Below are 25,266 nucleotides of genomic sequence, written 5' to 3' on the forward strand. Positions count from 1 at the left end.
AGCCACAGAACGGGTGGGATCACGGCAATACCACGACTTCGCTCTCATTCGCCGTCGTCATGAACCGCGTCGGCACGAGCCTGACACCTGTTTCTTCGACCACCTCGAAGACTCGCAGCAGCAGCGCTTCCTGCACGCCAAGGAACTTCGTGTAGTCGCTGGTCTGAACGTGAGCGCGCATCTCGATCTCGATACGCCCCACCGCAACGCCTATGCAACGCACGCGTGGCCAGCCGTCTCGCTTTTCCACCATCTCGTCGGCCGACAACAGGCTGCGCAGCTGCTCGAGCAACTGCCGCAGCTTGGCGGGCGGCGTATCGACGCTGATCGCCAGCGTATGCACAAAAAGGCATTTGTTTCGCCGGGTGTAGTTGACGATGTTCATCTTGGCCAGATCGCGGTTGGGTACCGTGACCAGCGTGCCATCCATTGCGCGAATCCGGCTCGACCGCGTGCCAACGGCCTCTACCGTTCCGCGCTTGTCGCCGAAGCTGATGAAGTCGCCAATGCGAAAGGGCCGGTCGGCGAAAAGCGCGACGCCTCCGAAAAGGTTCTCTATTGTGGACTGCGCCGCCAAAGCCAGCGCGAACCCGCCCACACCGATACCGGCAATCAGGCCTAGGGCCGGGATGCCAATCTCGTTGGCTCCATAAACGAGTATGCCGCCGACCGCACCTATTGCGGTGACCCGCGCGGCCAGGCGCAGCAAGTGTGCGTCCAGGCTGTTGCCGGCGATTCGAGGCGTATTGATGACCGCTTCGACCGCCAGGAAACATCCGATCCATACCGCCCATGCGGCCACCGCATAGAAGGCGGCCGTAAACAACAGCCGTTCTCCTGTCGCAAAAAGGCCGGCAGGATTGATGTGCGAAATGACAAACCATTCGCATACCGAATAGACGGCCAGCAGCAACGCGGGCAAGGTAAAACGCCACGCCAGCCGGCGCACCTCGCTGCCCCGACGCGACTGGGCACGCACCACTTTTGCCCAGGCGGCCGCCAGCAGCAGCATGAGGGCCACGACGCATGCAATGGTGATGATCTTCCAGACAGGTGTGTTCAGATGGGCAATCTTGAGGGGCTCGGGGACCCGCGCCGTCAGCCAGTCGGGAATCAGCGGCCCGGTGGCATTGATATGTTCTTTATGCAACGAGGCGTACGGCCGCGACTGGAGCACCGGCAGATCTTTCACGCGCTGGTAGTATTCGGCCAGGTGCGCCACGCTCTGGGCGGTAAACAGGTACTCGCCCGCGTCGTGTCCGCCGTCCACCCTCGCAATCTGGATATCCGTGCCTGGCACGGTCCAGCGCGCGGGCGGTGCGTTCTCGCCCGTGCCGCTGCCGGGAATCGAGCCCGGATCGATTTGAGGCAGACGCGCCAGAATATCGGAAAGGTAGGTCAGGGCAGCATTCCCGGCCTTGACGCGATTGGCCGCAGGCACCTCGCTCAGGTCCAGCAAGCCGCGCAGCCTGTTGAACTGATACCGGATCTCGTGCAGACGGTCGAAGGTCTTGTCGGACTTGTATCCCGTGTACAGTTCTTCCAGGCGCTGCACGCCGGAGACAAGCGACCGATAGGTATCGCCAGGGCTGGAGGTGCTGACGGGAGATAACGCCCGCTCTGCCATGGCGTAGCCTGGCGCAGGGGCCAGCACGAACAGCAGCAACGCCGCAAGGCACGCGCCCGTCAGCGTCCTGCCCCATTTGATTAAATCCGTCACTCCCGCTTCCTTGTTGCCGTGGAACATGCGGCATTATCGGCCATGAGAGCCGAATGTTGGCTCGAGCTACGGCTGATGTCGCGAATTGCTCGGGCATGTGCGGATGAGACCCTGCGACGTCCGGGGAATGCCTGCTTTGAGAACAAGGGTGCAGGCGCCCATCAGCAGCAGGCATCCAGCGACGACCGCGGCTATCTGCAAACGTGCTGGTAGCGATACTTCGGCCGACCTCCACCTCGTATAAGGTGTTAGCCGTTCAGGCGGTCTCGCAGCTCGCGTTTGAGAACCTTGCCGTAGCTGTTCTTTGGTAGCGAGTCCACAAAATAGTACTCTTTGGGTCGCTTGAACCGCCCGATCCGTGACGTGCAATGCGCGTCTAACGCGGAGGATTCAATGTTGACGCCGTCTTTCGCCACCAAGAAGGCAACTACAACTTCCCCCCATTCTTCATCCTGACGTCCCACGACGCAGATCTCTTCGACTCCCGGAAACGAGAGGAGAGCTTCCTCCACTTCTCGAGGATAGATATTCGAACCACCGCTGATGATCACGTCTTTCGAACGATCACATAGCGTGATGAAACCACGTGCATCACGGTAGCCAAGGTCTCCGGTATATAGCCAGCCATCCTTTAGTGTTTCGGCCGTAGCTTTAGGGTTACGCCAGTAGCCGGACATAACCACATCGCTACGACAGATAATTTCTCCAACTTCGCCGACCGGCAACGATCGACCGCCCTCTCCGACCACTCTGAGTTCCACTCCGATACGTGGATATCCTACCGACCCCAGTAGCCCATCCTCCGTGGCTCCGCTCAGATCGATTTGTCGCAGGCCCGTGATGGTCATGGGAGATTCGCCCTGACCGTATATCTGTGCGAAAACCGGGCCAAGAGAGCCATCGACTTTTTCAACTCTTCGACGTACATAGGCCCCCCGCCATACACAATACATCGCAGATTCGATGGCGTTTCGCCGGTTCGCTCCGCCTCGACGCGAAGTCGTCGAACCATCGTGGGTGCCAGGAATGCACCGCATGAGGGATGTGCACTGCATAGCGCAAGGAATTCGGCCGGATCATAGCTTCGGCTTGCAGGTATGACGAGGCGCGCGGCGCGAGCGATATAGGCAGGAATGTACAAGCCGGAACCGTGCGACATGGGCGCCGCGTGGATCTGGCTCGAATTCTCGTGAATGTTCTCGATTTCGGCCAAATGGCTGGTTGTCATCGCGATGAGATTGCGATGAGTCAACATGGCTCCCTTTGGTTTGCCCGTCGTACCGCTTGTATAAAAAATCCAGGCGAGCGTTTCGGCGCTCAACGCTTCCGGATCTCGTCCAATTTGCGAAAACAAGCTTTCATACTCGGTGCCGCCGATGCCAACGATGCCACAGGCATGCGGGACGACGGGCTCCCGCAGATGTTGCTTCAACAGTGGTGAGACGAAGGCGGCAGCAGCCTCAGAGTCCGTCAGTATCTGAACAACTTCACTGGGATGAAGCTTGTAATTGACCGGCACGAGAACCATCCCGGCAGCCCATACCCCGAACATGATCTCCACATACTCAGGACAGTTCTCCGTCGCGACCACAATACGCGAGCCAGGGGAAAAGTGCTGTCTGAGACCGGTAGCCAGCTTCACCGCCCGTCGATGTAGCGCCGCATAGGTGTACCGGAGCTCCTCGCCGCAATAGATCGCCCCCTGATCCGGGAACTTGCGGGCGGAGTACTCGAGCAAGGTAAACAGGTTCATAGATGAAAAGCACCTTTCATCCCTTCAGGATGATGCTCGCGCAGTGCTCTCCGTTTTCAATATGGGCGTGCGCCTGCGGGGCGTCATGGAGATCGAATTCCCTATGAATTCGAGACTTGAAAATTCCGGCCTCCAGTGCTTTGAATATCCTGGTCGATGCACTGACGTAGTCCGTGGATTGCTCAATGTAATGAGAAACCGTCGGTCGGGTGAAGAACACTGAGCCACGTTCTCTCAACTTGGCCGGTGCCAGAGGTTCTATATCTCCCGAAGCCCAGCCGAAACTCACGAAAAGACCGAACCTGGCCAGGCTCGCGAACGAAGCCTCGAACGTAGCTTTGCCGATCGAGTCGTACACGACCGTCGCGCCTTTTCCGTCCGAGACATCGGACACGATCTCGGCAACATCATCCTGCCCCAGTACCGCCACTCGCTTGCACCCGATGGAATGCGCATAGTCGGTTTTGTGTTGCTTGCTGGTCGTTCCTACCACCTTTACCCCGAGACTGGTGAGCCAAGGTATTGCTATCGAGCCGACACCGCCTGCGGCGCCATGAAATAGTACGGTGTCGCCGGCCTCCAGTTTTCTGAGCCGGTGAATCAGGTAGTCAGCCGTGAGCGCTTTGAAAAATATCGCCGCACCCTCTTCAAAGGTCATAAATTCCGGTAAGGCAATAATGCGATCTGCTCTCACGTTGCGGATGTTGCAGTAGGCACCGGGAGCGCCTCCGGCATACAGAACGCGATCCCCCTTCGCGACTCCTGTTACTCCGTCGCCCACGGCCGTGACTACACCAGCAGCCTCCAACCCTATCGGCATGGGCAAAGCGCCACCCAGCTCGCCGCGGCGCATAAGAACATCGATAAAGTTGACCCCTATTGCAACCTGAGAAACCTGCACCTCATGTTCTTCAGGTGCAGAGATGTCTCGCTCGTTAAGTACGAGCTTGTCGCTACTGCCGAATTCACCTATCAAGATCTCTTTCATCGTCATCCTTGAATACGATCGCAATCCTTGCGCCTTGTCACGCTATTGGGGCTGGAACCCGATAGTTCGTACGACCTCGGCCCACTTCGCGATATCGTTTTTCGTGCGCTGGGCGAGCTCTGACGGAGAGCCTGGAATGGCCTCTAGACCTGAGCTTTGCAGCGCCTGCACTACTTCCGGAGACTTCAACGCAGTGGCAAAGATTTCATTGAGCTTGGTCACGACGGAAGACGGGACGCCAGCCGGCGCATAGATCGCAAGCCAATTAGAGGCTTCGAAGTTTGGCACCCCCTGTTCGGCAACCGTTTTCAGTTCAGGCGTGCCGGGGTAGCGGCTCAGGCTGGTCACCGCCAGCGCCCGCAGCTTGCCCGACTTTACGTGGGGAAGCGAAGAGGCGATATTGTCAAACATGACCTGAACCTGGCCTCCCATCAGGTCAGCCAAAGCCGGCGAACTTCCTTTGTATGGGACATGCAGCATTTCAGTGCCTGTCAGCATTTTGAAGTACTCGACAGTCAGGTGGTTGCCGCCCCCCTGACCGGTGGAGGCATAGGAAACCTTGGTGCCATCCTTCTTGAGCCAATCAATCAGTTCAGGAATATTGGATACCGGCGCCGAGGGAGTCGCCACCACGAGCAGGGGTGTCTGGGCGACCTCGATTACGGGCGCAAAGTCCGCTATGGCGTCATAGGGAAGGTCTTTGGTCGTATTGGGATTGGTGCCGTGCGTGGCATTGGTCCCCATCAAGACGGTGTAGCCATCTGCGGGCGCCCGCGCCACGAACGCTGTGCCGATCCTGCCTCCAGCACCAGGCTTATTTACCACGACCATCGGTTGTCCAGCGATTTCAGTGGCCTTCTTCGCAATGACCCGAGCGGCGATATCCGTGACCCCTCCGGGTGGGTAGGGCACTACCAACTCAATCGGTCGGGAAGGCCAGGCCTGTGCTGATACAGTACCTGGACCGATGGCGCATACCAGCACGCCGATGGCGAGTGTGGAACGGGTGATAAACATGCTGTCTCCTCTGCGATGCCTTTAGTAGTACTTCTGTGGCATTCAATAAATGATTACTGGCTTCAGACAACTGGAATAACGGCTCTGCTTCTACCTCAGTGTGTAATCTGTTCAGCAGTAGGGTCGGCTTCCCCACTCACCAGGGCCTCGAAAGCACTGATGGGAGGAAATGCCTCGGGGGCTACGTGCACATCGATGACATAGGGGACTTCGCTGACGACCGCTTCTGAAAGCGCTTGCAATAGTTCCTCTCGCGTCCGCACCACCTTGCCCCCACATCCGCAAGCTTTGGCGATCGCTGCGTGATCGATGGTACTGATGGAGCAGATCTTCGTATGGGCGCCAAATCGGGACGTCTCAGCGTCGCGTTGGAATCCAAGTACCCCATTGTTCATCACCACCACCACTACCGGGAGCTTGTGCCGCTTGGCCGTTTCCAACTCAGACCAGCAATGGGCGAACCCTCCGTCTCCGACAAGCGTTACTACCGGCCGCTTTGGGTGGGCCAACTTAGCGCCTATTGCGAGTGGCAAGCCCCAGCCCAGTCCCCCGATGCCCCGTGGGGTGAGGAACCGCTGGCCGGCGCGTTTCGAGGTGGCAAACTGAGAAACCCACAGTGACGAGTAGCTGGCATCTGCGCACCAGACTGGTTCTTCCAGATACTCGTCAACGTCGCGCACAACCCGTTCCGGACGCAACGGAAGTGACGATTCAGTCAGTACCGGCTCGAGCTCCTGCGCGTGCAGCGTCCTGGCATCGGCGATTAGTGCTTTGGTGTCTGCAGCCGCACGGTGTGGAAGTGGAAGATTCTCTGTCGCTGCGACCTCCATCAACGCCTCGATCGTACTGCGTGCGTCTCCCAGCAGCCGAATGCATGGGTAATTCCTGCCGACTTCTTCCGGATCTACATCAATCTGGATGAACGTTGCATCATCGTTAAAGAGAGTCCAGGAGGCCGTCCCGTTTTCATTTGTGCGATTACCGACGAGCACGACCACATCTGCGCTCTTCACATACTCCCGCAAAAACTTCGTCGGGCTGCGAGTCCCCATGACATAGCCCACCACGCCGAGAGCCAACGGGTCCCGTTCATCTATGGCCCCTTTGCCCATGTTCGTCGTGGCGACGGGCACCTGCCAGCGCTGCTGCAGTTGCTCTAATGCGCCGCAGGCACCGGACAGGTGAACGCCGCCCCCAGCGACAACAATGGGCTGCCTGGCATTTGCAATTGCGCGCGCTGCCTGAACGAGCCTGGATCTTTCAGGAACAAAACGATCTGCCGGATACTGTCCAAACTCTGGCGTGATGTAATCGGGTGGCGACGGATCGGCCACGTCATCCATAATGACGTCGAAGGGCACGATCAGCACTGCAGGGCCAGGCCGGCCGGTTGTTGCCGCACGAATGGCTCGCTGTGTGTACTCTCCGGCACGCTCGGCAAGAGTGATCCTTCGCACCCATTTTGCGCACGGCTTGAACATCTGCTCGTGGTCCAGCTCCTGGAAGGCGTTGCGGTCAGTATTGCGTCGAGCCACATCCTGGACAATCGCGACGACGGGTATGGATGCCCGTAATGCCTCGCTCAGACCGGCGACAAGCAGGGCAGCCGCCGGACCATTTTGCGCTGCTATAACTCCAAAGCGGCCGCTGGCGCGCGCGAACCCGTCCGCCATGGCAGCACCGGCGTTCTCTGTCCGGTAGCCAATCTGCTCCAGTCCCTCCTTCTCAGCGGTCAAGAATAGGGCGATCGGACAACTTTGCCCGAAGATGAAAGAAACGCCAGCGGATTTGAGTGTCCGGACGATTGCGGCTGCGGCGTTTGAATCGCTGAGATGCTGCCTGGAAAGCGTGCTCGTGGCTGTGGGTTTGGGTTTGGGTTTGGGTTTGTTCATGCTCACTCCTTTCCACAGATTCTCAGCGAACGTCATCTATAATTCCATTTTATTTACGTTATGCACTGATAAAACTAATTTATGAATATCAGTCTGCGTCAGATAAAGGCTTTCGTTGCCGTGGGGCGGTTGGGCAGTTTCTCGAGGGCTGCAGACATGCTCCACGTTTCCCAGCCCGCTCTGTCCTTGATGATCAAGAAGATGGAAGAGCAGCTTGGCACGACGTTGTTCGAACGGACTTCGCGTCATGTCGTGTTAACCACCGCTGGGCGTGAGCTGCTGCCGGGCGTTCAGCGTTTACTTGGCGAACTTGAGGGCAGCTTCAGTGCTTTAAAGGAATCGACCCTGCCATTAGGGGGTACGGTAGCTGTTGCGACGATTCCATCGGTGAGCGCATCCGTGCTTCCGGACATCATCGCGGGCTTCGAAAAAGAGCGAGCCCAGGTGCAGATCGTCTTGCACGATGCCATGACCGAGAGCGGACGGATGTTCCAGATGCTGCGGGCTGGCGAATTCGAGATCGCTGTTGGCACGCCCGGACCTCAGGATGGCGATCTGGAGCTTGTGCCGTGGTTTGAGGACACCGTATGTGTCGTCCTCCCGGTTTCGCATCCCCTGGCGAAGTTCAAGCTGCTGAAGTGGGTTGATATCTCTTGCGAACCCATCATCGCCACGAGCTACAACAGTCATGCTCGACTCATGATGGACAGCGCTTTTGCATCACATGGTATATCGGTGCGACCGAGCTCCGAAGTGAGCCTGCTTCCCACGGCGATTGGCATGGTGGAAGCCGGACTGGGCATTTCCGTGCTTCCCAGCACGGCTTTGGCAAGCGTGAATTCCCGAAGAGTCAGAGTGATTCCGCTCGTAGAACCAACGGTCAAGCGCCCTCTTGGATTCCTGTTTCGGTCCAATGTGACACTGCAGCCACTGGCTCGCGAGTTCATCAGCTACTGCCTGAACTCGAAGGTCGACACCCGCTTCAATGGATCCCGGTTCTGATGGCGATATTTGTTCATCGAGCGATTTACGGCGTCGCCCGATGAACGTGGTGGCCTTGAGGAAGATCGCCCGATGGGATGGCCGCGAGCTCAGCGGCGAGTATCCAAACGAACGGCTCGCCCTGCTTGGCGCCTCCGCGCGGCTCGAAACTAGCCCAGTCAAAGCGTTCGAGGCCAGGAGCAGAGATTCCATATGCCAATCAGGCCGGTGCAGCCGCCGGGCTGTCGCGTTCCGCTGCGGAGCGAAGCACAGCTCGCCTGCAATGCAAGACATCCCGCTCAACCTTCGTAGTCCCGAGCACGCAAAAAAAAGACCACCCAAAGGGGCGGTCTTTTTTGTACAGATAGAAAGTCAGGGCTGAAAATCAAGAATAAAGTTCGTCGAACTCGGCGTTCGGGGGTGGGTTTTTAAAACGTGCTTCGAACTCTGTCGAACTATCCATTTCAGATGTGTTCCCGTTTTTGTTTTAAACAAAACTCTGTCGACGCATGATACGCATAGCCCGTTCCAGCTTCGTCCGAGAAAATCGACCTGAAATTTTGGCACTGCGCCCCAACCTAGTCCGGATGGGAGCGCGGCAACGCCACCCTGAGCGCTCGGACATGCTGTATGTATCATTGCGGCAGTGGCCACTGGCGACTCCATCATCATCGCCAGGTTCACCGAAAGGCCATGCTTAGGCTTGGCACCCCGCCTCCAACAAAGTCACCGGACCGCCGAGCTTGATACTTTTCAATCCAACGCCTCTGATGGCACCTGCCCGCTGATGAACGAGCATATCGCCCAGGTGATGCATGCGTAGGGTCCCCCGTCAAGTAGACGACGGCTGATAGAGATTCGGAGCAAGGGTTAGCCGAGGCATAAACTGCACCGGCGGGACGTCGCCCAGTGATTCATGTGGGCGGTATTCGTTGTAATCGATTAGCCATTGTTCGGTGATGGCCTGCACCTGCTGCAGATTAGCGAACAGATGAGCGTCGAGCACCTCAGTGCGATACGTCTTGTTGAAGCGCTCGATGAACGCATTCTGATTCGGTTTTCCGGGCTGGATATAACGCACGGCGATGCCTCTGGCAGCAGCCCATTCGGTGAACGCCAGCGAGACCATCTCCGGCCCGTTGTCCAGCCGTATGGCCTCAGGAGCCCCATAGCAATTGATCAGGCGGTTGAGCACACGGATCAGGCGTGCCGACGGGATGGATGTGCCTACCTCGATGGCCAGGCACTCCCGGTTGGCCTCGTCGATCACGTTCAACGTCCGGAAGCGTCGGCCACAGTACAAGGCATCATGCATGAAATCTAATGCCCAGCAGCGATTTGGCTCCAGGAAATGGTCCAGCGGCTGACGGGGCCGGTCAGTCAGCCGTTTCTTGCAGCGTCGAGGCAAATTCAATCCCATCTCGCAGTACACCCGGTGAACCCGCTTTTTGTTCCAGCAATGGCCATCGAGCCGCAGCCGTGTGAAGCACTTCCAGAATCCCCAACGCCCATGCCGGGTCACGATGGCATTGAGCGCATCAATGACCTCGGCATCGCGCTGCTCTGCCGGAGTTGGCCTCTTGTAGTACGCCGCCCGCGACAGGCCAGCAATCTGACAGGCACGTGTGATCGAGAGCTTCGATTCCACCAACTGCTCGACGACCCCGCGCCTGGCTGACGGCGTCAGGATTTTCGGTTCAGCACATCCTTGATCGCTGAGTTCTCCAGGGCCAGATCCGCGTACATGCGTTTGAGCTTGGCGTTCTCCGCTTCAAGCTCACGCAGGCGCTGCAACTCGGACACCTGCACGCCCGAGTATTTGCTCTTCCACTGGTAGTACGTGGCGCTGCTGATGCCGTGCTTGCGGCACAACTCGACGACCGGGATGCCGGCTTCGCCTTCTTTGAGCACCGCAACGATCTGGCTTTCGGTAAATCTGCTTTTCTTCAAGGGAGTCTCCGATGGAAAGGAGGCTCCGAAATTCTACTGGCTGACGTCTACTCTGAGGGGGATCCTACGCATGGACTCGTCGATCGCTAGATTACAGCGGTTCAGCCAGTAGCCGCGCGCATAGCTCGACATCGTCTACCGCAAACGGTTGCTCTAGGAAGGCGAGATCGTACTGGCGGACGGCCGTCAGGAGCCTATCGGCCGTATCGTAGTCCCGGCCCATATTTGCATCGGCTCCGATAAGTACGTCATCACCAAGAGGACGCCTCATCGTCTTGATGGTTTGAATATCCACTTCTACAGATCCCACACCGACTTTCAGCTTGAACGCGCGATAACCGAGTTGACACAGGTCGAGCACTTCTTCAACGTCGCGATCTGTGGCACCGGATCCGCCCACAAGACGAAGAACCATCACGCTAGATGTTAGTGGCGGCGCCATGCAGGTGCCATTTGCGGGCCGCACGCTGCTCGAGAAGCTTTCCACCAAGACCACGCTACGCACGCATTGCAGGCCACGGGGCGCTTGCTGAGTGACAGTGCTGCCATTGTCCACGGCGTCAGAGACGCTGATCAGTAACGAACTGAATATCAACCAACAGGTGCTTAGCGTACGGGCTTAGGAGCCATAGCCTTTCTGCTTTGAATGAGCAACAACGCGCGCAACGCGCAGTAAGCCGATAGAACGAGTGGTCCGTTCGCTGCGAGACCCGATCGGAAACGGGCGTGCGCAGATCTGAGCCTTCGAGCCACTAGTGGATGATAGACGGCGGAAAATTCGTAATTTCGCCGCTTTCGGATCCGCGGTTTCGAACTTCAGGCTGACCACTGAGGAGGCATTATCATCGGTGAGGCTAGTACGCCGTCTGGGTCGCTTAATCTGGCCAACAGCAGATCCCGCAGCAGACTGGTCAAGCGCAATGCCTCGTCGTTCTCGAACAAGCCTATGGACCTGGAAGCCGCGACGCCTTCGAAAGTATCGATGCGCAGAAGTTTCGACAAATGGTAGCGGGAACCCAACGGCAAAGGCACGATGGCGATTCCAACGTCCTGCTCGACGAGTTCTATCATGGTCCTGATGGAATTCATCTCGAAAATCTGTTTCAACTTCAATCGCCGCGTCTTAATTATTCGGTCGATTGCGGCACCCGTCTGGTTGTTCGACGGCATTTTGAAGAAACACCGTTCGCTGCACAGGGCACCCATCGAGCGGCTCTTGCTTGATGCGCGATTGGCTATAAAGACCAATGGCTCTTTATACAGTGGGGTCCAGGTCACGCCAGAAGGCGTGCCGGAAAGCAACTGCGGCGAAAGTGCAGCGTCCAATTCCCCAGATGCAACCTTGCTAAGCAGATCGTCTGAGAAGCTGACAACCGGCTTGACGTCTATCCGCGGGTAATTGGCTTGTAAAGTGAGAATTGCCTGAGTCAGCGGCGCCATCGCGGTAGCAATCGACCCCAGCCTGATCCTCCCTGAAAGCTCTCCGGCCCCACAAGCCTGGGTCTGCAGGGTTTCATAGATCCGAACGATCTGACTAGCCCCCTCCACCACGCGATGACCATTGGCGTTCAAGCGCACGGCTTTGCCTCGGCGGTCGAAGATGGACTGCCCCAGGTCGGCCTCGAGCTGAGCCATCTGCTGGCTCACCGCCGCAGGCGTCAATGCTACGGCCTCGGCCGTGGCAGTAATAGTGCCATGGCGTGTGAGGGCCAGCAACGTTCTCAGCACCCGAATTGAGCTCATTTTAAATTTTACTTAAGAATATCTAAAAACAATTTAACTTTACTATGTGTTCGTCGAGCTACACAATGCAGGCCATTAGAGGAGCAACGTATGCCCGACATTGACCGTTTTCCGTTAATTGAAATATCTGGCCGACCTTTTGAGCGGGGCCTTATGTATGGCGAAGCGGCAGCAGAACGAATAGTACGTAGCGTTCAGATCTATGCCGCGGCGACGAGGCCGATGGGTAAAAGCGGTCGGCTCGAACAAACGCTGGGTGAAGTCCACGACTTGATCATTAAGTTTGATCCGGACTATGTCGATGAAATGAAGGGCATCGCCCAAGGAGCCGGCGTCACTTACGAAGAGATTCTGCTGATCAACGCCCGAACAGAGATCGTTGGTCTCACACGCAGGCCAACTGCGGCGCCGGCCGATGAATGTACAAGCGTGGCCGTGCTGCCAGAACGCTCAGCAGATGGCAAATATATACAGGGGCAGAATTGGGACAACCGCGTTGCCTGCGCCGACACCGTGGTTATCCTAAAGGTACGGCTGCCAGACGGTTTTCGGCTCCTCACCTTTGTCGAGGCTGGAGGCCTGGCGCGTTACGGCATGAATGCCAATGGCATCTGCTTGAATGCCAACGGATTGGAGTCAGATCGGGATTACCTTCAAACAGGTGTGCCGCTAAGCCTCATTAGACGAAAAGCGTTAGAGCAGCGACACTTCACCCCAGCCTTGCAGATCATTGTTGGCACGCCGAAGACCTGCTCGTGCAACATCTTGCTAGGCACTCAAGAAGGGTTCGCAGTCAATATTGAATGCGCCCCGGATGAATCGTTCGTCGCGTATCCGGAGAATGGTGCCACCGTCCATGCGAATCATTGGATTAACGGGGCAGCGCTCGCAAAGCTTAAAGACACTGGGCTTTCCACCATGACCGACAGCGTCATGCGGCAATGGCGGATGAAGCAATTGGTCTACAACGCCGGCGCAAAGATTGGAACCGAACAGCTCAAAGCGTGTTTCGCCGACACGTTCGACTCGCCTTACTCGCTTTGCAGACCGGAACGACATAATTCGTTCGGCGATCTAGTAGCAACGACCGCTTCAATCATCATGCGTCCGCAAGACGGCGTGATGGAAGTGGCACGCACGCCGTACAAGGCAGCCGACTACGTTCCGTACACCATCTAACCCTAAGCACTCTTCATGGAGACAACACCAGTATGTCGAGCATACGCAGTTACGCGCTTTCGATAACCGTCGCAGCCCTCGGCCTGATGCAGACGGCGCCGGTCGCAGCATCGGACACATTTCCGTCTAAGCCGGTCACGATGATCGTACCCTTCGCGGCAGGTGGAGCTGCCGACATCACGGCGCGGATCGTTGCCGAACGCCTTGGCGCTCACCTAAAGCAAAGCATCGTGGTCGAGAACGTGCCTGGCGCGGGCGGAACCATCGGCCTTTCCAAGCTCGCTAGGTCAAAGTCCGATGGATATACCATCGGCGTGGGCAACAATGGAACCAACGCCGCCGTGTACTCGCTGTATCCAGACGTTAAGTTCTCTGCAGCGGACTTCACACCGCTTGGCGTGTTGTCAAAGAGCTTTTCTACTATTGCTGTCAAATCAGACAGCCCGTACCAAAATATCGATAATCTGATCGAGGCCGCGAAAGCCGAACCAGGAAAAATCACGCTGGGGCACGCGGGCATCGGCTCGTCAAACTACTTGATCTGTCTGGCATTCCTTGAGGCTGCCGACATCGACGTCACCCTGGTCGCCTACAGGGGAGCTGCCCCCGCAATGAACGACATGCTTGGCGGTCAGATCGACGGCGTCTGCGATTCCTCAACCTCAGCTGCACCACACGTACAAAGCGGCCGCGTCAAAGCGCTAATCGTCGCAGGTGAAGAGCGGGCTCCCTCACTGCCGGAAGCCCCCTCTGCAAATGAAGCCAATCTGCCAGATTTCAGTATGAATTCCTGGATCGCGCTCTTCGCGCCCAAGGGAGTTCCAGCGCAAGAGCTCGAGACGCTCGAACTCGCTTTGAAAAACTCACTTCAAGACAAAGAATTGCTGGCCAGGTACGACGCTGCTGGTGTGTTCATGCCCCGCGAATCCCAACGCGATGCCGCTTATCTCGCTGGCGAATTGCCCAAGGATATTGCGTACTACAAGAGTATGATCGAGAAAGCCGCCACGTCGACCAATTCGAATTAAGGCGCGCCTTTGAGCAAGCGAGGCGAGCTTCTACCGATTGGTGCAGTTAGTCAAAGAACGGGGAGGTGTGCAGTAAAGGAGATTTTCGACTACATGCAGCACCGGCGTTGGACGAAGTAGTGCAACGCGGGGATCTGTCCCAAAGGCACGCGCTTCTCTTCTTTGGAAAGCGCGGTCAAGCAGATAGCGTTCGAGGCTGTCTACGCCCAATGAGAGGTGGCTCGCACCACTAGCCAATAGTTGAAAGAACACCAGGCATGGGAGTCCCTTAGCCCCTCGGCCAGAATCGGCTGAGGGGTATTTTTTACGTGCAGCCGCGTTTTTGTCCCGGTCGCTCAGGGTAAGGTAAGGAAGCGTGAGTTCGTCCCAAAATGCCTGTGGTTTTGGAGCCATGCGACCGGGCCTCGCCAGGGCTCATCCGGAAGGACATCTTCGTCGAATTGATAGGGCCTGTCACTCTTGAGCATGGCGCCTTCTTGGTCACTAATTAGTCGCGCCCGACGCCGTTCGTCAGGATAGTTTTCGGGAATCGTTAGCTGGAGAGTCGCTATACGTCCTTGGCAGATTTTAAAAAAGCCTCGATCTTGGAGTTGCCGAAACGAAACTTGGCATCACTATTGCCTAATCTATGTCTTCCAAGGAGGGCGGCCGACGGTCTGCGTGGTTCTACGCCGAGCTCACTCGCATGCACCACAAGAGCTGGACGCGTGAGGGAGCGGTCGAGAAATTCGGACTCCCGCTGGTTCCCCCGGACCAAGGATTCTTTTGCCTGCCCGGCCGTCGCTGGTCAATCTCGGAGCACCTCATCCCCGAGACGGAGAGAAAGCGGCAGAACCGCATCATCTGAAGGAATACCGGGAGAGAGGATGACCACCTCGCGAGAGAGAGATAGGCCGCTAGAGAGAGAAAGCCTACCGCGCCGTCTTCGCCTCCTGTAGGGCCTTGTCGAGATAAACGGCACACGCGTCGCTCATCCCCGTACCCAACGGGTGGTCGCACATCCTGACGTTAGTCGTTCACCGTCTCCAAAGAGATCCGTTCGTCGGCACCCGCAGATTCCATGAGGGCGACTAAAGCGACCATAGCAGCGGCGCAGTTCTTCAGTATCTTCCTCTCTACGAGCTAGGAGTTCTATTCCTTGGTTCCGCCACAGATGGGCCCTTCCTGGAACGCACGGTAAAGGGCTGTCAGGGCGATCTCTGAGTCGTCATAGCCCATTCTCTTGATCATGGGCCGCGAATCCCGCTCTTTCCCTGCGCACCGTCAATGCCATCGCAACCGAAGCTGCGCTTGCCGACCGCTGCTTGAACGCCGAGGAGAAGAAGCGTTACAACAAGCGGCGCGCGCCGAACAGGATCTCCGCTGCCGCGGCTGCAGACGTTCGCGGGCGGTTCTGGACCGAAGGGGAAATCGCCGAAGCTGCGCACGTTAGGTTCGACATCACCGAGGCATTCGGCGCCGAGGCGCACGCGAAGGTCCTCGCGATCCTAGGCCAGATTCCCAACGAGCCTCTAGCCGTGGCCGCACACAGGCGCGCTAGCAAAGACCTCGTGGAGTGCTGGAACCGTGAGTACGATCGTTCTTCCGACCGGCGCGACAGGAATTTTGAAAGGGAACAGGTCATATCCAACCGCATTCAGCAATTTGTAATGCGTGCGTCCGATGCCGATTCCGAGCATGTCCTTGAGCCTATCCTTGAAGCAGTTGACCAGCATCCGCGCGAGGTCCACAACGTCATCCAGGGGTTCACAAGCAGCGAGGACAGCAACCCTAATACGCCGCATTATTGGTTCCTATGGAGCATGTTTGCAGAACGGGTAAAGCGTGCCAAGTGGCTCGCGCATCTGGACGGGGAACATCCGCACGGCAGTGAGGTGCTCTCGACGATCTTCCTGACCTCGTGGTGGAAGGACGACGTCCGTCACTGGCGAAGCCTTGAAGGCTACGCCAACAAGGTCGATGCGCTCTTCGATGCGCTGCCGCCTGTCTGGATCGTGCTGGACAGCTACGTCCGCTTCCTCTACCACATCGGCGAGCGTTCCATGCCCGCAGCGTTCGTGCGCATCACGAACGCGCTCAGGCGAGCCCCCCCCGACATGCTGCTCGAGTCCAACACCGTCTTCATGCTCGAAGCTCTTCTCCAGCGACATGTATACGCACGGCCGCTGGAACTCAAGCGCGATCCAGCCCTGCGCGAGGCGATCCTGTATGTGCTCGATGTTCTTGTCGAAAGCGGTTCTTCCGCTGCGTTCAGGATGCGGGACGACTTCGTGACACCGGCCGTCTGACGCTCCCCCATCTTTTGCCAACAAACTGGCTGAAAGACGCGCGGTGGGCTGACTAAACGATACGCGCCATGCGCTCGGGGTGCTGCATGTAAGCCGGTCACCCAATGGCCGCCTTGGGTCGAAAGCGGCCGTAGTCGAAGGCCACGTCCGGATACACGCGAAGATCCGTCGCCTAAGCTTAAGGTGCCTATCGCAACGACTTGCAATGCCCCACCCACGCAGTGACTGCAATTCGCCCGTATGGCCACAGCTGCGGCGGTGCATTGCACCCCCTGTCTTCTAGAGAAGCGGCAACGGCTACTTTCGCACGATCCGAAGCGAGTTCGGCTACCTCTCCAAGCCATGCCAGTGCTCGCCGCAACCGAATTGAGCGTTACGTCCGTCTGATACGAAAGAGAGCTCGGGCCCATAGTTCGATTTCTGAACTCAACCCGAGCGACTTTTCTGAAGCGTCGGGACATGACGTGATGAGGCCGGAATGCGATCTCCTATTTCCACTGGTCGCTGCGGGACTGAGCCAAAAATCTATAGAACGCGACACGCGAGCGAGACGGCCATCCCGTAACTAGTGACCCAAAAATGCGCAAAACCGACATTTTCGTAATTTTGCAGAAAATAGGAGAAGTTAGCCGCAATTAGCGTCGACTGACTTTATTATTCTCCGACAGACTTTATTCTCTCTCTTCAGGGCCGGCGCCCGCGCGCTTCTGCTATTCCACCGTCACACTCTTGGCCAGGTTGCGCGGCTTGTCGACGTCGGTGCCTCGTGCGCAGGCAGTGTGATACGACAGCAGCTGCAGCGGGATCGTATGCAGAATCGGTGACAGCACGCCGTAATGCTCGGGCATGCGTATGACGTGCATGCCTTCGGCGTTGGTGATGCGGCTGTCGGCATCGGCGAACACATAGAGTTCGCCGCCCCGCGCGCGCACTTCCTGCATATTCGACTTGAGCTTTTCCAGCAGCGAGTCTTTGGGGGCGATGGTGACCACCGGCATTTGTTCGGTCACCAGCGCGAGCGGGCCGTGCTTGAGCTCGCCCGCCGGATACGCCTCGGCGTGGATGTAGCTGATTTCCTTGAGCTTCAGCGCGCCTTCAAGCGCGATGGGGTAGTGCATGCCGCGGCCCAGGAACAGCGCATTCTCTTTGCTGGCGAAGCGATCGGCCCAGGCCATGATCTGCGGTTCCAGCGCCAGCACCGAACCGATGGCGACGGGCAGGTGACGCAGCGCCTTCAGGTGTTCGGCTTCCTGTTCTTCGGTAAGCCGGCCGCGCACTTGCGCCAGCGCCAGCGTCAGCAGGAACAGCGCTGTGAGCTGCGTGGTGAAGGCCTTGGTGGATGCCACGCCGATCTCGACGCCCGCGCGCGTGATGTACGCGAGCTTGCATTCGCGGACCATGGCGCTGGTGGCCACGTTGCAGATCGTGAGCGTGTTCTCCATGCCCAATGAGCGTGCATGCTTTAATGCGGCCAGCGTGTCGGCGGTTTCGCCCGACTGGGAGATCGTGACCACCAGGGTGCGCGGATTGGGCACGCTCTCGCGATAGCGGTACTCGCTGGCGATTTCAACGGCCACGGGAATTTTCGCTATGGATTCGATCCAGTATTTGGCAGTAAGACCCGCGTAGGAACTTGTGCCGCACGCCAGGATCAGCACCGAATCGATGTCCGTGAATATCTTGTGCGCGCCATCGCCGAACAACTCGGGCGTGATCGATTCGATGTCTTGCAGCGTATCGCCCACCGCGCGCGGCTGTTCGAAGATTTCCTTCTGCATATAGTGGCGATAGGGCCCGAGCTCGGCCGCGCCGGTGTGTACATGGACAGTGTGCACTTTGCGTTCGACGGGCTTGCCTTCCGTGTCGGTAATCCATACGCGGGCCAGCTGCAGATCGACCACGTCGCCATCTTCCAGATAGATGATCTGGTCGGTGGTGCCGGCCAGCGCCAGTGCATCAGACGCCAGGAAGTTTTCGTTCTGTCCCACGCCCACGACCAGTGGTGAACCCTGCCGGGCGCCCACCACGCGATGCGGTTCGTCGCGGCAGAACACGGCAATGGCGTATGCGCCCTGCAGCCGGCGCACCGCCTGCTGCACAGCTTCAAGAAGGTCGCCGCTGTACAGGTGATTGACCAGGTGGGCGATGACTTCGGTGTCGGTCTGGCTTTCGAAGACGTAGCCCACTTCTTGCAGTTCGGCCCGCAGCTCATCGTGGTTCTCGATGATGCCGTTGTGCACCAGCGCAACGCGGGGTTCGTCTTTGCCCTGCTGCGAGAAGTGCGGGTGGGCGTTGTGCGTGGCGGGCACGCCGTGCGTGGCCCAACGGGTATGCGCGATGCCGGTGTAGCCTTCGAGCTTGTCTTGCGCGACCTGGTCGGCCAGTTCGGCTACCCGCTGCGTGCTGCGCGTACGGCGCAGGTGTCCATCTACATACAGCGCGACGCCGCAGGAGTCATAGCCGCGATACTCCAGTCGCTTCAGGCCTTCGACCAGGATGGGGGTGATGTCGCGCTGGGCGACGGCGCCAACAATGCCGCACATAAGGCAATCTCCGATGATTTTGCGTATGGCCGCATTGTGCGCTGGATGGCGTGAAATTTGATTTCTGATTTGCCCTAGTTGTGAAAGATGTTTTTCTTACAGGAACGTGATTAAATATTATTTCCTGAAATTCAGATTAGTGAAATTTACGTGCACGAAAACCCGCAAATTGCGATTGAGCTGGATGATCTCGACCGGCGCATTCTGGACCAGCTTCAGGACGACAGTTCGTTGACCAATCAGGAACTCGCCGCGCGGGTACACGCGTCGCCCCCCACTTGCCTGAGGCGTGTGCGCCGTTTGGTGGATACGGGTGTGATCGCGCGCCAGGTGGCGATCCTGGCGCCGGAGAAACTGGGCAGCACCTTGACCGCCATTGTCGAGATCACGCTGGACGTGCAGGCCGCTGAGCGCCTGGATGAATTCGAACACAGCTTGCTGGACGAACCCGCGGTGCTGCAGTGTTACCGGGTATCGCCGGGACCGGATTTCGTGGTGGTGGCGCAGGTGCGCGACATGCCGGCCTATCATGCACTGGCGCATCGCGTGTTTACCGCCAAGGCAAACGTGCGCAACGTACGCACCTTTTTCTCGACGCATCGGGCCAAGTTCGAGACGCGCATCGATGTGGCGGCATAGGCCCACATTGAAGTCGGTGCTTTCCCGGCGCCTGCGACATGCCTGCGACGGCCTGGCTCTTGCCAAATGCGGTCTCGAGCACGCTGGCGGCGCGGGGCGAGGCAGGGCCGACCAAGATCACGGGCAAGCCCTGGGCGGCAAACGGTGCCGCGACGCTGCTGTCAATTGGCCCGCGACCACGACGTCGGGCAACGGCGATCTTCCTACGTGACCTGTGGAAAGCCGGCTTTGACGCTCGCCCGACAAAGATGGCCACCAACGATTTCGCCGGCGCGCGTCAGGGTTTGCGACCGGCCGCGAGCAAACGATCGAATATTGCCAGGTAGCGACGCCCCATTTCGGTGACGTCGTGTTCGGTACGCACATACTCGTAGGCGCGGCGGGTGCATTCATCTCTAAAGGCCGCGTCGTCGAGACACCGCGCCATGCCTTGCGCCATGGCATGCACGTCGCCTACCGCGCAAAGCACGCCGCGCCCGTCTGCCAGGCTTTCCTTCAAGCCGCCGGCATCAGTCGAGACCACGGGCACGCGCTGCAAGAACGCATCGAGCACGCTGCTGCCCAAGGCCTCTTCCATCGAGCTCATGACGAAAACGTCAAAGATGCTGTAGAAGTCTTCGATGCCTTTGCGAAATCCCGCAAACAGATACACGTCCTGCAGGCCCAGCGCCTGGACTTCGGCGCGGGATTCGGCTTCGCGGTCACCCCCGGCGCCGAAATGCACGAACACGAAGTCGTTCCTTGTACGCGCCAACTCGGCCACGGCGCGGATCAGTGTCAGGGGATCTTTGTCGCGTATCAGTGCGGCCGACGTAGCCAGCACCTTCTTGCCTCGCAAGCCCAGTTCGTCGACCAGGCGATCCACATTGGATCGGTCGATTTCGTGAGGTTCGACGGCGCTCCGTATGATGAAAGGCTCCAGGCCCAGGCGTCGCGGCTCAGCGGCAGCCATTTCGCTGATGGCAACAAACCCATCGACCCGGCGCCACTTGGCGCCGGTTTTCCATTCTTCGCCTGGCTGCACTACGAATGAAGTGCGCCGTGAAAACACCACTGGGCGGCGATGCAGCGCCTTGGTCAGCACGGCCCACGTGATGGTGTTTGCGGTCTGGGCATGGATGATGTCGTAGCCGCGCCCGGCCCGCGCCAGGAAGCCCAACTGAGCCGGCACGTTGCGGACACCGTGCGCCACGAAACCCTCGTCTCCGGCGCGCGCCTGCAGGGGCGCGCCGGCTCGGCACACCAACTCAACCTGATGACCGGCGGCCCGGAAGGCGCGCATGCAGTACAGCGTCTGGCGCTCGCCGCCGCGCCAGCCCTTCTCGAAGTTGAGCTGCAGAATTTTCATGAGCGACCGATGCCTTGGTATTCGAAACCCAGGGCGCGCATGTCGGTGGGGGAATACAGATTGCGGCCGTCGATGATCAGGGGGGCTTTCAGCAAGGCGCGGACGCGCTCAAGATTCGGCGCGCGGAACACCTGCCATTCGGTTGCGATGAGCAAGGCATCGGCGCCGTCGAGCGCCTGGTACATGTCTTCGGCGAAATCCACGGCCGTATTGTGAGCCAGCAACTGGCGCGAATGGGGCATGGCGATGGGGTCGTAAGCGCGTACCCGTGCGCCACGCCGGGTGAGCTCTTCGATAGTGGTAAGGCTGGGGGCCTCGCGCATGTCGTCGGTATTGGGCTTGAATGCCAGGCCCCACAGAGCGAAGGTGCGGCCCGCAAGGTCTTCGCCGAAACGCCTGACAATCTTCTGCGAAAGGCGCAGCTTCTGCGCGTTGTTGGCCGTTTCAGCGGCAGCCACCACGCGCATGGGCAGGCCATACTCGGTGGCGGTCTGCACCAGCGCCTGTACATCTTTGGGAAAGCACGAGCCGCCGTATCCGACTCCCGGATACAGGAAGTGATAGCCGATGCGCGGGTCGGCGCCTATGCCACGGCGCACATGTTCGATGTCGGCACCCAGGGCTTCAGCCAGGTTAGCCATTTCATTCATGAACGAGATGCGTGTGGCCAGCATGGCGTTGGCAGCGTACTTGGTCAGTTCGGCCGACCGGACATCCATGACCATGAGCCGCTCGTGCGTGCGTTGGAACGGCGCGTACAGGCGGCGCATGACGCCTATGGTGTAGTCGTCGTCAGCTCCGACAATGATTCGGTCGGGGCTCATGAAATCTTTGATGGCGGCGCCTTCTTTGAGGAATTCGGGGTTCGAGGCGACGCTGAAGGGGATATCGGCGCCGCGTTCGGCCAGCACGGCGGCCATGGCGTCGCGGACCTTGTCGGCCGTGCCGACAGGCACGGTGGACTTGTCGACGACCACCTTGTGCTCGCTCATGTGGCGCGCAATGTTGCGTGCAGCGGACAGCACGTGCTGCAGGTCGGCAGAACCATCTTCGCCCGGCGGCGTGCCCACCGCGATGAACTGGACATCGCCGAACGCGACGCTGGCCGCGATATCGGTGGTGAATTGCAGGCGGCCCGCCTGTGCATTGCGCTGGACCAGCTCTTCCAGTCCGGGCTCGTAGATGGGAATGCCGCCCTGTTGCAGCACCTGGATCTTCGCCGCGTCTACGTCCAGGCACATGACTTCGTTGCCCATGTCGGCCAGGCAGGCGCCCGAAACCAAGCCCACGTAGCCCGTGCCGATTACCGTGATTTTCATGCGCAATGCCTATAGGGGTCTATTCGGCCGCATTATAGTGGGCGCGCCTTGCGGTCAAGGCGCGATTTAGGCGTCAACTGGCACGCAATTTGTTCAGCCGCACGGCGTTGACGGCGACGGCGATGGTGGCGCAAACGGTGGCAAGCCCCAAAGCGGCGGTGGGGCCCGAGCGGCTGCTGACGCCAAAGGCGATCGCAACCAGTGCCGTGCCGAAGCTCTGGCCGAATACTCGCGTGGTGGCCTGCAGCCCGCCTGCGGCGCCGCTGCGCTGGCGCGGCGCGGACGATAGCATGGCGCGGTTGTTCGGCGTCTGGAAGAACCCGAATCCCATGCCGGTGATGAACATGGGCACCATGATCCAGGTATTGGTCACGTTCAGGGGCAGGAAAGCCAGTATCACCAGGCCGATGGCCATGGTGGCCGCCCCGACGCCGCTGAGCGTGGCGGCCGAATAGCGGTCGGATAGTCGCCCCGCCAGGGGTGCGACCAGCGCGGTTCCGACGGGCCAGGCGCCCATCAACAAGCCGACTTCCAGGTATGACCGCCCCAGCACCTGCTGGAAGTAGAACGGCAGCGATACATAGGAAGCCATCTGTGCCGCGAACATGCTGGCCGATGCCGCAACCGCGAAGCCCACCGCGCGGATGCGCAGCAGGTCGACAGGAACCAGCGGCGCCGGTTGCCGGCCGGCGCGGCGCACCAGCAGCCAGCCGGCGACACTGGCCAGCAGAATCATGGCCAGGCCACGCATCCAGTTCTGGCCCAGCGTATCGACGCCGGAGATGAATACGCCGAGCGTCACCATGCACAACAAAGCGCTGATCCAGTCGAGGCGCACGTTGTTGCGCGGCACTTCGGGCAGGAAACGCAGGCCGAACATCACCGCCACGCAGACCGGCAGGTTGATGGCGAAGATCCAGCGCCAGTGCGCGACTTCCAGAATGATGGACCCCAGCGTGGGCCCCAGCACCGACATGAGCGCCACGGTGGTGGCATTCAGGCTGATGCCGCGGCCCAGCAGGCGCAACGGATAAATATTGCGCACCAGGCCTCCGAACATGCACATCAGGGTTGCCGCGCCCACGCCCTGTACGACGCGCGCCAGCGTCAGCTGCCATAACGACTGCGAAAGCGCTCCCGACAGCGACGCCAGCGCGAACAGCGTCAGGCCTATTGTGAACATGCGCTTGAAGCCGATACGTTCGGCCAGCGCCGACAGCGGCAGCAACAGCACCACGACCGCCAGGTTGTAGGCGTTGACGATCCATACCGCCTGCGACGGCAGCGCGTCGAGGTCGGTTGCGATGGTGGGCAGGGCCACGTTCGCAATGGTCGTGTCCAGCACCGACATGCTGATGCCGGTCAGCACGGTGGCTGCGGCCCAGTGGCGCCGGGGCGTCGGCAGGCCGTCCGGCAGTGCCGGACGGGGGCAGCTTGCCGGCGACGGCCTGGGTTCTGCGCTCACGATTTCTTCTGGGGACGCTGCCAGCCCTCTATGGTGGTTTGCCGGGCGCGGGATATCGTCAGCTTGCCCGCTGGCGCATCGCGCGTGAGCGTCGTGCCGGCCCCCAGAGTGGCGCCCTGGCCCACGCGCACCGGCGCGACCAGTTGGGTGTCCGAGCCTATGAAAGCGTCGTCTTCTATGATCGTGCGGTGCTTGTTGGCGCCGTCGTAGTTGCAGGTAATGGTGCCCGCGCCCACGTTGACGCGCGCGCCGATGTCGGCGTCACCGACATACGCGAGGTGGTTGGCCTTGCTGTCGACGTCCAGCACACTGTTCTTGATTTCGACGAAATTCCCTACATGCGTACGGTCGCCCAGTCTGGCGCCCGGACGCAGGCGGGCATACGGCCCGATGCGGGCTTCGCCCCCCACCACGGCCTGCTGGATATGGCTGTAGGCGTCGATGTGCGTTCCGGCGCCCACCGTGACATCGCGCAACACACAATGCGGGCCGACGCGTACGCCATCGGCCAGTTCGACCTTGCCTTCGAACACGCAGCCCACATCGATGAAGACGTCGCGGCCGCAGGTGAGCGTACCACGCACATCGAAGCGGGCCGGGTCGGCCAGGGTGACACCGGCCTCGAGCTGGCGGCGCGCCTGCTCGAGCTGCCACCGGCGTTCAAGTTCGGCCTGCTGCACGCGGCTGTTCACGCCCAGCGTTTCCCAGCCCGCTTCGGGTTGTGCCGCGCCCACCGGCACACCGTCGGCCACGGCCAGCCCGACCACATCGGTCAGGTAGTACTCGCCCTGCGCATTGTTGTTGTCGATGCGGCTGAGCCAGTCTTTGAGGCGTGCCGTGGGCGCGGCCAGAATGCCCGTATTCACTTCACGAATGGCGCGTTCGGCGTCGCTGGCGTCTTTGTGCTCGACGATGCGCACCACTTGGCCCTGCTCGTTGCGCACGATGCGCCCATAGCCCGTGGCGTCATCGAGAATTTCGGTGAGCACGGCGGCACCTTGCCCGCGCGCCTGCAGCAGGCGGCGCAAGGTGCCGGCCTGCACCAGCGGCACGTCGCCGTACAGTACCAGCGTGACATCATCGTGGCCGTCTTCCTGCAGCAGCGGCACAGCCTGCTGCACCGCATGGCCGGTGCCCTGCTGGGGCTGCTGCAATGCGAAATTAAGGTCGGAGCGCCCTGCGTAGGCGCTTCGTACGCGCTCGGCGCCGTGGCCCACGACAACCACGATGCGGCCCGGCTCAAGCTGTTTGGCGCTGTCGAGCACATGCTCCAGCATGGGTTTGCCCGCCAACGAGTGCAAAACCTTGGGAAGATCGGACTGCATGCGTTTGCCAAGTCCGGCGGCGAGAATTACGACGTTTAGCATAGGAATGGAAGGATGCGTGTTGCGGCGGGTGCGAGTCCGCCGCGCT

Annotated in this window: 18 protein-coding genes and 1 pseudogene; 5 read left to right on the plus strand and 14 right to left on the minus strand. The window is 59.5% G+C overall.

What is annotated here, in order from left to right; translation table 11 throughout:
- Nucleotides 1-19: 19 nt before the first annotated feature.
- From ACV17W_RS12610 to ACV17W_RS12635, 6 genes and pseudogenes are all read right to left on the minus strand, one after another.
- Nucleotides 20-1,720 (minus strand): mechanosensitive ion channel family protein, encoded by a 1,701-nt coding sequence (locus ACV17W_RS12610; RefSeq protein WP_462592672.1) that lies wholly within the window; start codon nucleotides 1,718-1,720, stop codon nucleotides 20-22.
- 248 nt (nucleotides 1,721-1,968) lie between these two features.
- Nucleotides 1,969-2,397, minus strand: a complete 429-nt coding sequence (locus ACV17W_RS12615; RefSeq protein ID WP_462596540.1) for a class I adenylate-forming enzyme family protein — start codon at nucleotides 2,395-2,397, stop codon at nucleotides 1,969-1,971.
- A 45-nt stretch (nucleotides 2,398-2,442) separates the two neighbouring features.
- Nucleotides 2,443-3,473: pseudogene (locus ACV17W_RS12620) on the minus strand (AMP-binding protein); the annotation flags it as partial.
- Nucleotides 3,474-3,489: 16 nt separating this feature from the next.
- The gene (locus ACV17W_RS12625) at nucleotides 3,490-4,461 is read right to left on the minus strand and encodes a quinone oxidoreductase family protein (RefSeq protein WP_462592673.1); all 972 of its coding nucleotides are present in this window, start codon (nucleotides 4,459-4,461) and stop codon (nucleotides 3,490-3,492) included.
- A 42-nt stretch (nucleotides 4,462-4,503) separates the two neighbouring features.
- On the minus strand, nucleotides 4,504-5,478 hold the full coding sequence (locus ACV17W_RS12630; protein WP_462592674.1) for a Bug family tripartite tricarboxylate transporter substrate binding protein: 975 nt from the start codon (nucleotides 5,476-5,478) through the stop codon (nucleotides 4,504-4,506).
- A gap of 95 nt (nucleotides 5,479-5,573) precedes the next feature.
- Nucleotides 5,574-7,370 carry an acetolactate synthase catalytic subunit gene (locus ACV17W_RS12635; protein WP_462592675.1) on the minus strand — a complete coding sequence of 599 codons (1,797 nt, stop codon included), beginning with the start codon at nucleotides 7,368-7,370 and terminating at the stop codon, nucleotides 5,574-5,576.
- Nucleotides 7,371-7,451: 81 nt separating this feature from the next.
- Between ACV17W_RS12635 and ACV17W_RS12640 the strand changes: the two genes are divergently transcribed.
- Nucleotides 7,452-8,372: a LysR family transcriptional regulator gene (locus ACV17W_RS12640; RefSeq protein WP_462592676.1), complete on the plus strand. Its 921-nt coding sequence runs from the start codon at nucleotides 7,452-7,454 to the stop codon at nucleotides 8,370-8,372.
- 811 nt (nucleotides 8,373-9,183) lie between these two features.
- Here ACV17W_RS12640 and ACV17W_RS12645 read toward each other — a convergent pair.
- The 3 genes from ACV17W_RS12645 to ACV17W_RS12655 form a co-directional block, all read right to left on the minus strand.
- Nucleotides 9,184-10,301 (minus strand): IS3 family transposase gene (locus ACV17W_RS12645; protein WP_462592677.1). Its coding sequence is split into 2 segments (ribosomal slippage): nucleotides 9,184-10,040 and nucleotides 10,040-10,301, totalling 1,119 coding nucleotides; the frame shifts between segments, so codons are not numbered across the junction.
- A gap of 91 nt (nucleotides 10,302-10,392) precedes the next feature.
- On the minus strand, nucleotides 10,393-10,788 hold the full coding sequence (locus ACV17W_RS12650; protein WP_462596541.1) for an enolase C-terminal domain-like protein: 396 nt from the start codon (nucleotides 10,786-10,788) through the stop codon (nucleotides 10,393-10,395).
- A gap of 329 nt (nucleotides 10,789-11,117) precedes the next feature.
- Nucleotides 11,118-12,044: a LysR family transcriptional regulator gene (locus ACV17W_RS12655; RefSeq protein ID WP_462592678.1), complete on the minus strand. Its 927-nt coding sequence runs from the start codon at nucleotides 12,042-12,044 to the stop codon at nucleotides 11,118-11,120.
- Nucleotides 12,045-12,134: 90 nt separating this feature from the next.
- Here ACV17W_RS12655 and ACV17W_RS12660 point away from each other — a divergent pair, with 90 nt between their 5' ends.
- From ACV17W_RS12660 to ACV17W_RS12670, 3 genes are all read left to right on the plus strand, one after another.
- Nucleotides 12,135-13,223, plus strand: a complete 1,089-nt coding sequence (locus ACV17W_RS12660; RefSeq protein WP_462592679.1) for a C45 family autoproteolytic acyltransferase/hydolase — start codon at nucleotides 12,135-12,137, stop codon at nucleotides 13,221-13,223.
- 32 nt (nucleotides 13,224-13,255) lie between these two features.
- Nucleotides 13,256-14,251, plus strand: coding sequence for a Bug family tripartite tricarboxylate transporter substrate binding protein (locus ACV17W_RS12665; protein WP_462592680.1), 996 nt, complete (start codon nucleotides 13,256-13,258; stop codon nucleotides 14,249-14,251).
- 1,304 nt (nucleotides 14,252-15,555) lie between these two features.
- On the plus strand, nucleotides 15,556-16,539 hold the full coding sequence (locus ACV17W_RS12670) for a hypothetical protein (protein ID WP_462592681.1): 984 nt from the start codon (nucleotides 15,556-15,558) through the stop codon (nucleotides 16,537-16,539).
- A gap of 710 nt (nucleotides 16,540-17,249) precedes the next feature.
- On the opposite strand, the gene glmS is transcribed toward ACV17W_RS12670, so the two are convergent.
- The gene (gene glmS, locus ACV17W_RS12675) at nucleotides 17,250-19,082 is read right to left on the minus strand and encodes a glutamine--fructose-6-phosphate transaminase (isomerizing) (RefSeq protein ID WP_462592682.1); all 1,833 of its coding nucleotides are present in this window, start codon (nucleotides 19,080-19,082) and stop codon (nucleotides 17,250-17,252) included.
- Nucleotides 19,083-19,232: 150 nt separating this feature from the next.
- On the opposite strand from glmS, the gene ACV17W_RS12680 reads away from it, so the two are divergent.
- Nucleotides 19,233-19,721: an Lrp/AsnC family transcriptional regulator gene (locus tag ACV17W_RS12680; RefSeq protein WP_462592683.1), complete on the plus strand. Its 489-nt coding sequence runs from the start codon at nucleotides 19,233-19,235 to the stop codon at nucleotides 19,719-19,721.
- Between the two features lie 277 nt (nucleotides 19,722-19,998).
- Here ACV17W_RS12680 and ACV17W_RS12685 read toward each other — a convergent pair whose 3' ends face one another.
- The 4 genes from ACV17W_RS12685 to glmU all read right to left on the minus strand — a co-directional run bounded on the left by ACV17W_RS12685 (nucleotide 19,999) and on the right by glmU (nucleotide 25,220).
- Nucleotides 19,999-21,069, minus strand: a complete 1,071-nt coding sequence (locus ACV17W_RS12685) for a glycosyltransferase family 4 protein (RefSeq protein WP_462592684.1) — start codon at nucleotides 21,067-21,069, stop codon at nucleotides 19,999-20,001.
- The gene (locus tag ACV17W_RS12690; RefSeq protein ID WP_462592685.1) at nucleotides 21,066-22,388 is read right to left on the minus strand and encodes a UDP-glucose dehydrogenase family protein; all 1,323 of its coding nucleotides are present in this window, start codon (nucleotides 22,386-22,388) and stop codon (nucleotides 21,066-21,068) included. The genes ACV17W_RS12685 and ACV17W_RS12690 overlap by 4 nt, the downstream gene beginning before the upstream one ends.
- 73 nt (nucleotides 22,389-22,461) lie before the next feature.
- Nucleotides 22,462-23,853 carry an MFS transporter gene (locus tag ACV17W_RS12695; protein ID WP_462592686.1) on the minus strand — a complete coding sequence of 464 codons (1,392 nt, stop codon included), beginning with the start codon at nucleotides 23,851-23,853 and terminating at the stop codon, nucleotides 22,462-22,464.
- The gene (gene glmU, locus ACV17W_RS12700; protein ID WP_462592687.1) at nucleotides 23,850-25,220 is read right to left on the minus strand and encodes a bifunctional UDP-N-acetylglucosamine diphosphorylase/glucosamine-1-phosphate N-acetyltransferase GlmU; all 1,371 of its coding nucleotides are present in this window, start codon (nucleotides 25,218-25,220) and stop codon (nucleotides 23,850-23,852) included. The genes ACV17W_RS12695 and glmU overlap by 4 nt, the downstream gene beginning before the upstream one ends.
- Nucleotides 25,221-25,266 lie beyond the last annotated feature (46 nt).

The organism is Bordetella sp. MIP270_01_BMS, from assembly GCF_054958705.1.

What these genes read in the sequence shown, in the direction of transcription:
- ACV17W_RS12615 (WP_462596540.1), bottom strand. Translation starts at nt 2,397, where the DNA reads ATGTCCGGCTACTGGCGTAACCCTAAAGCTACGGCCGAAACACTAAAG.
- ACV17W_RS12625 (WP_462592673.1), bottom strand. Translation starts at nt 4,461, where the DNA reads ATGAAAGAGATCTTGATAGGTGAATTCGGCAGTAGCGACAAGCTCGTA.
- ACV17W_RS12630 (WP_462592674.1), bottom strand. Translation starts at nt 5,478, where the DNA reads ATGTTTATCACCCGTTCCACACTCGCCATCGGCGTGCTGGTATGCGCC.
- ACV17W_RS12635 (WP_462592675.1), bottom strand. Translation starts at nt 7,370, where the DNA reads ATGAACAAACCCAAACCCAAACCCAAACCCACAGCCACGAGCACGCTT.
- ACV17W_RS12640 (WP_462592676.1), top strand. Translation starts at nt 7,452, where the DNA reads ATGAATATCAGTCTGCGTCAGATAAAGGCTTTCGTTGCCGTGGGGCGG.
- ACV17W_RS12655 (WP_462592678.1), bottom strand. Translation starts at nt 12,044, where the DNA reads ATGAGCTCAATTCGGGTGCTGAGAACGTTGCTGGCCCTCACACGCCAT.
- ACV17W_RS12660 (WP_462592679.1), top strand. Translation starts at nt 12,135, where the DNA reads ATGCCCGACATTGACCGTTTTCCGTTAATTGAAATATCTGGCCGACCT.
- ACV17W_RS12665 (WP_462592680.1), top strand. Translation starts at nt 13,256, where the DNA reads ATGTCGAGCATACGCAGTTACGCGCTTTCGATAACCGTCGCAGCCCTC.
- glmS (WP_462592682.1), bottom strand. Translation starts at nt 19,082, where the DNA reads ATGTGCGGCATTGTTGGCGCCGTCGCCCAGCGCGACATCACCCCCATC.
- ACV17W_RS12685 (WP_462592684.1), bottom strand. Translation starts at nt 21,069, where the DNA reads ATGAAAATTCTGCAGCTCAACTTCGAGAAGGGCTGGCGCGGCGGCGAG.
- ACV17W_RS12690 (WP_462592685.1), bottom strand. Translation starts at nt 22,388, where the DNA reads ATGAAAATCACGGTAATCGGCACGGGCTACGTGGGCTTGGTTTCGGGC.
- glmU (WP_462592687.1), bottom strand. Translation starts at nt 25,220, where the DNA reads ATGCTAAACGTCGTAATTCTCGCCGCCGGACTTGGCAAACGCATGCAG.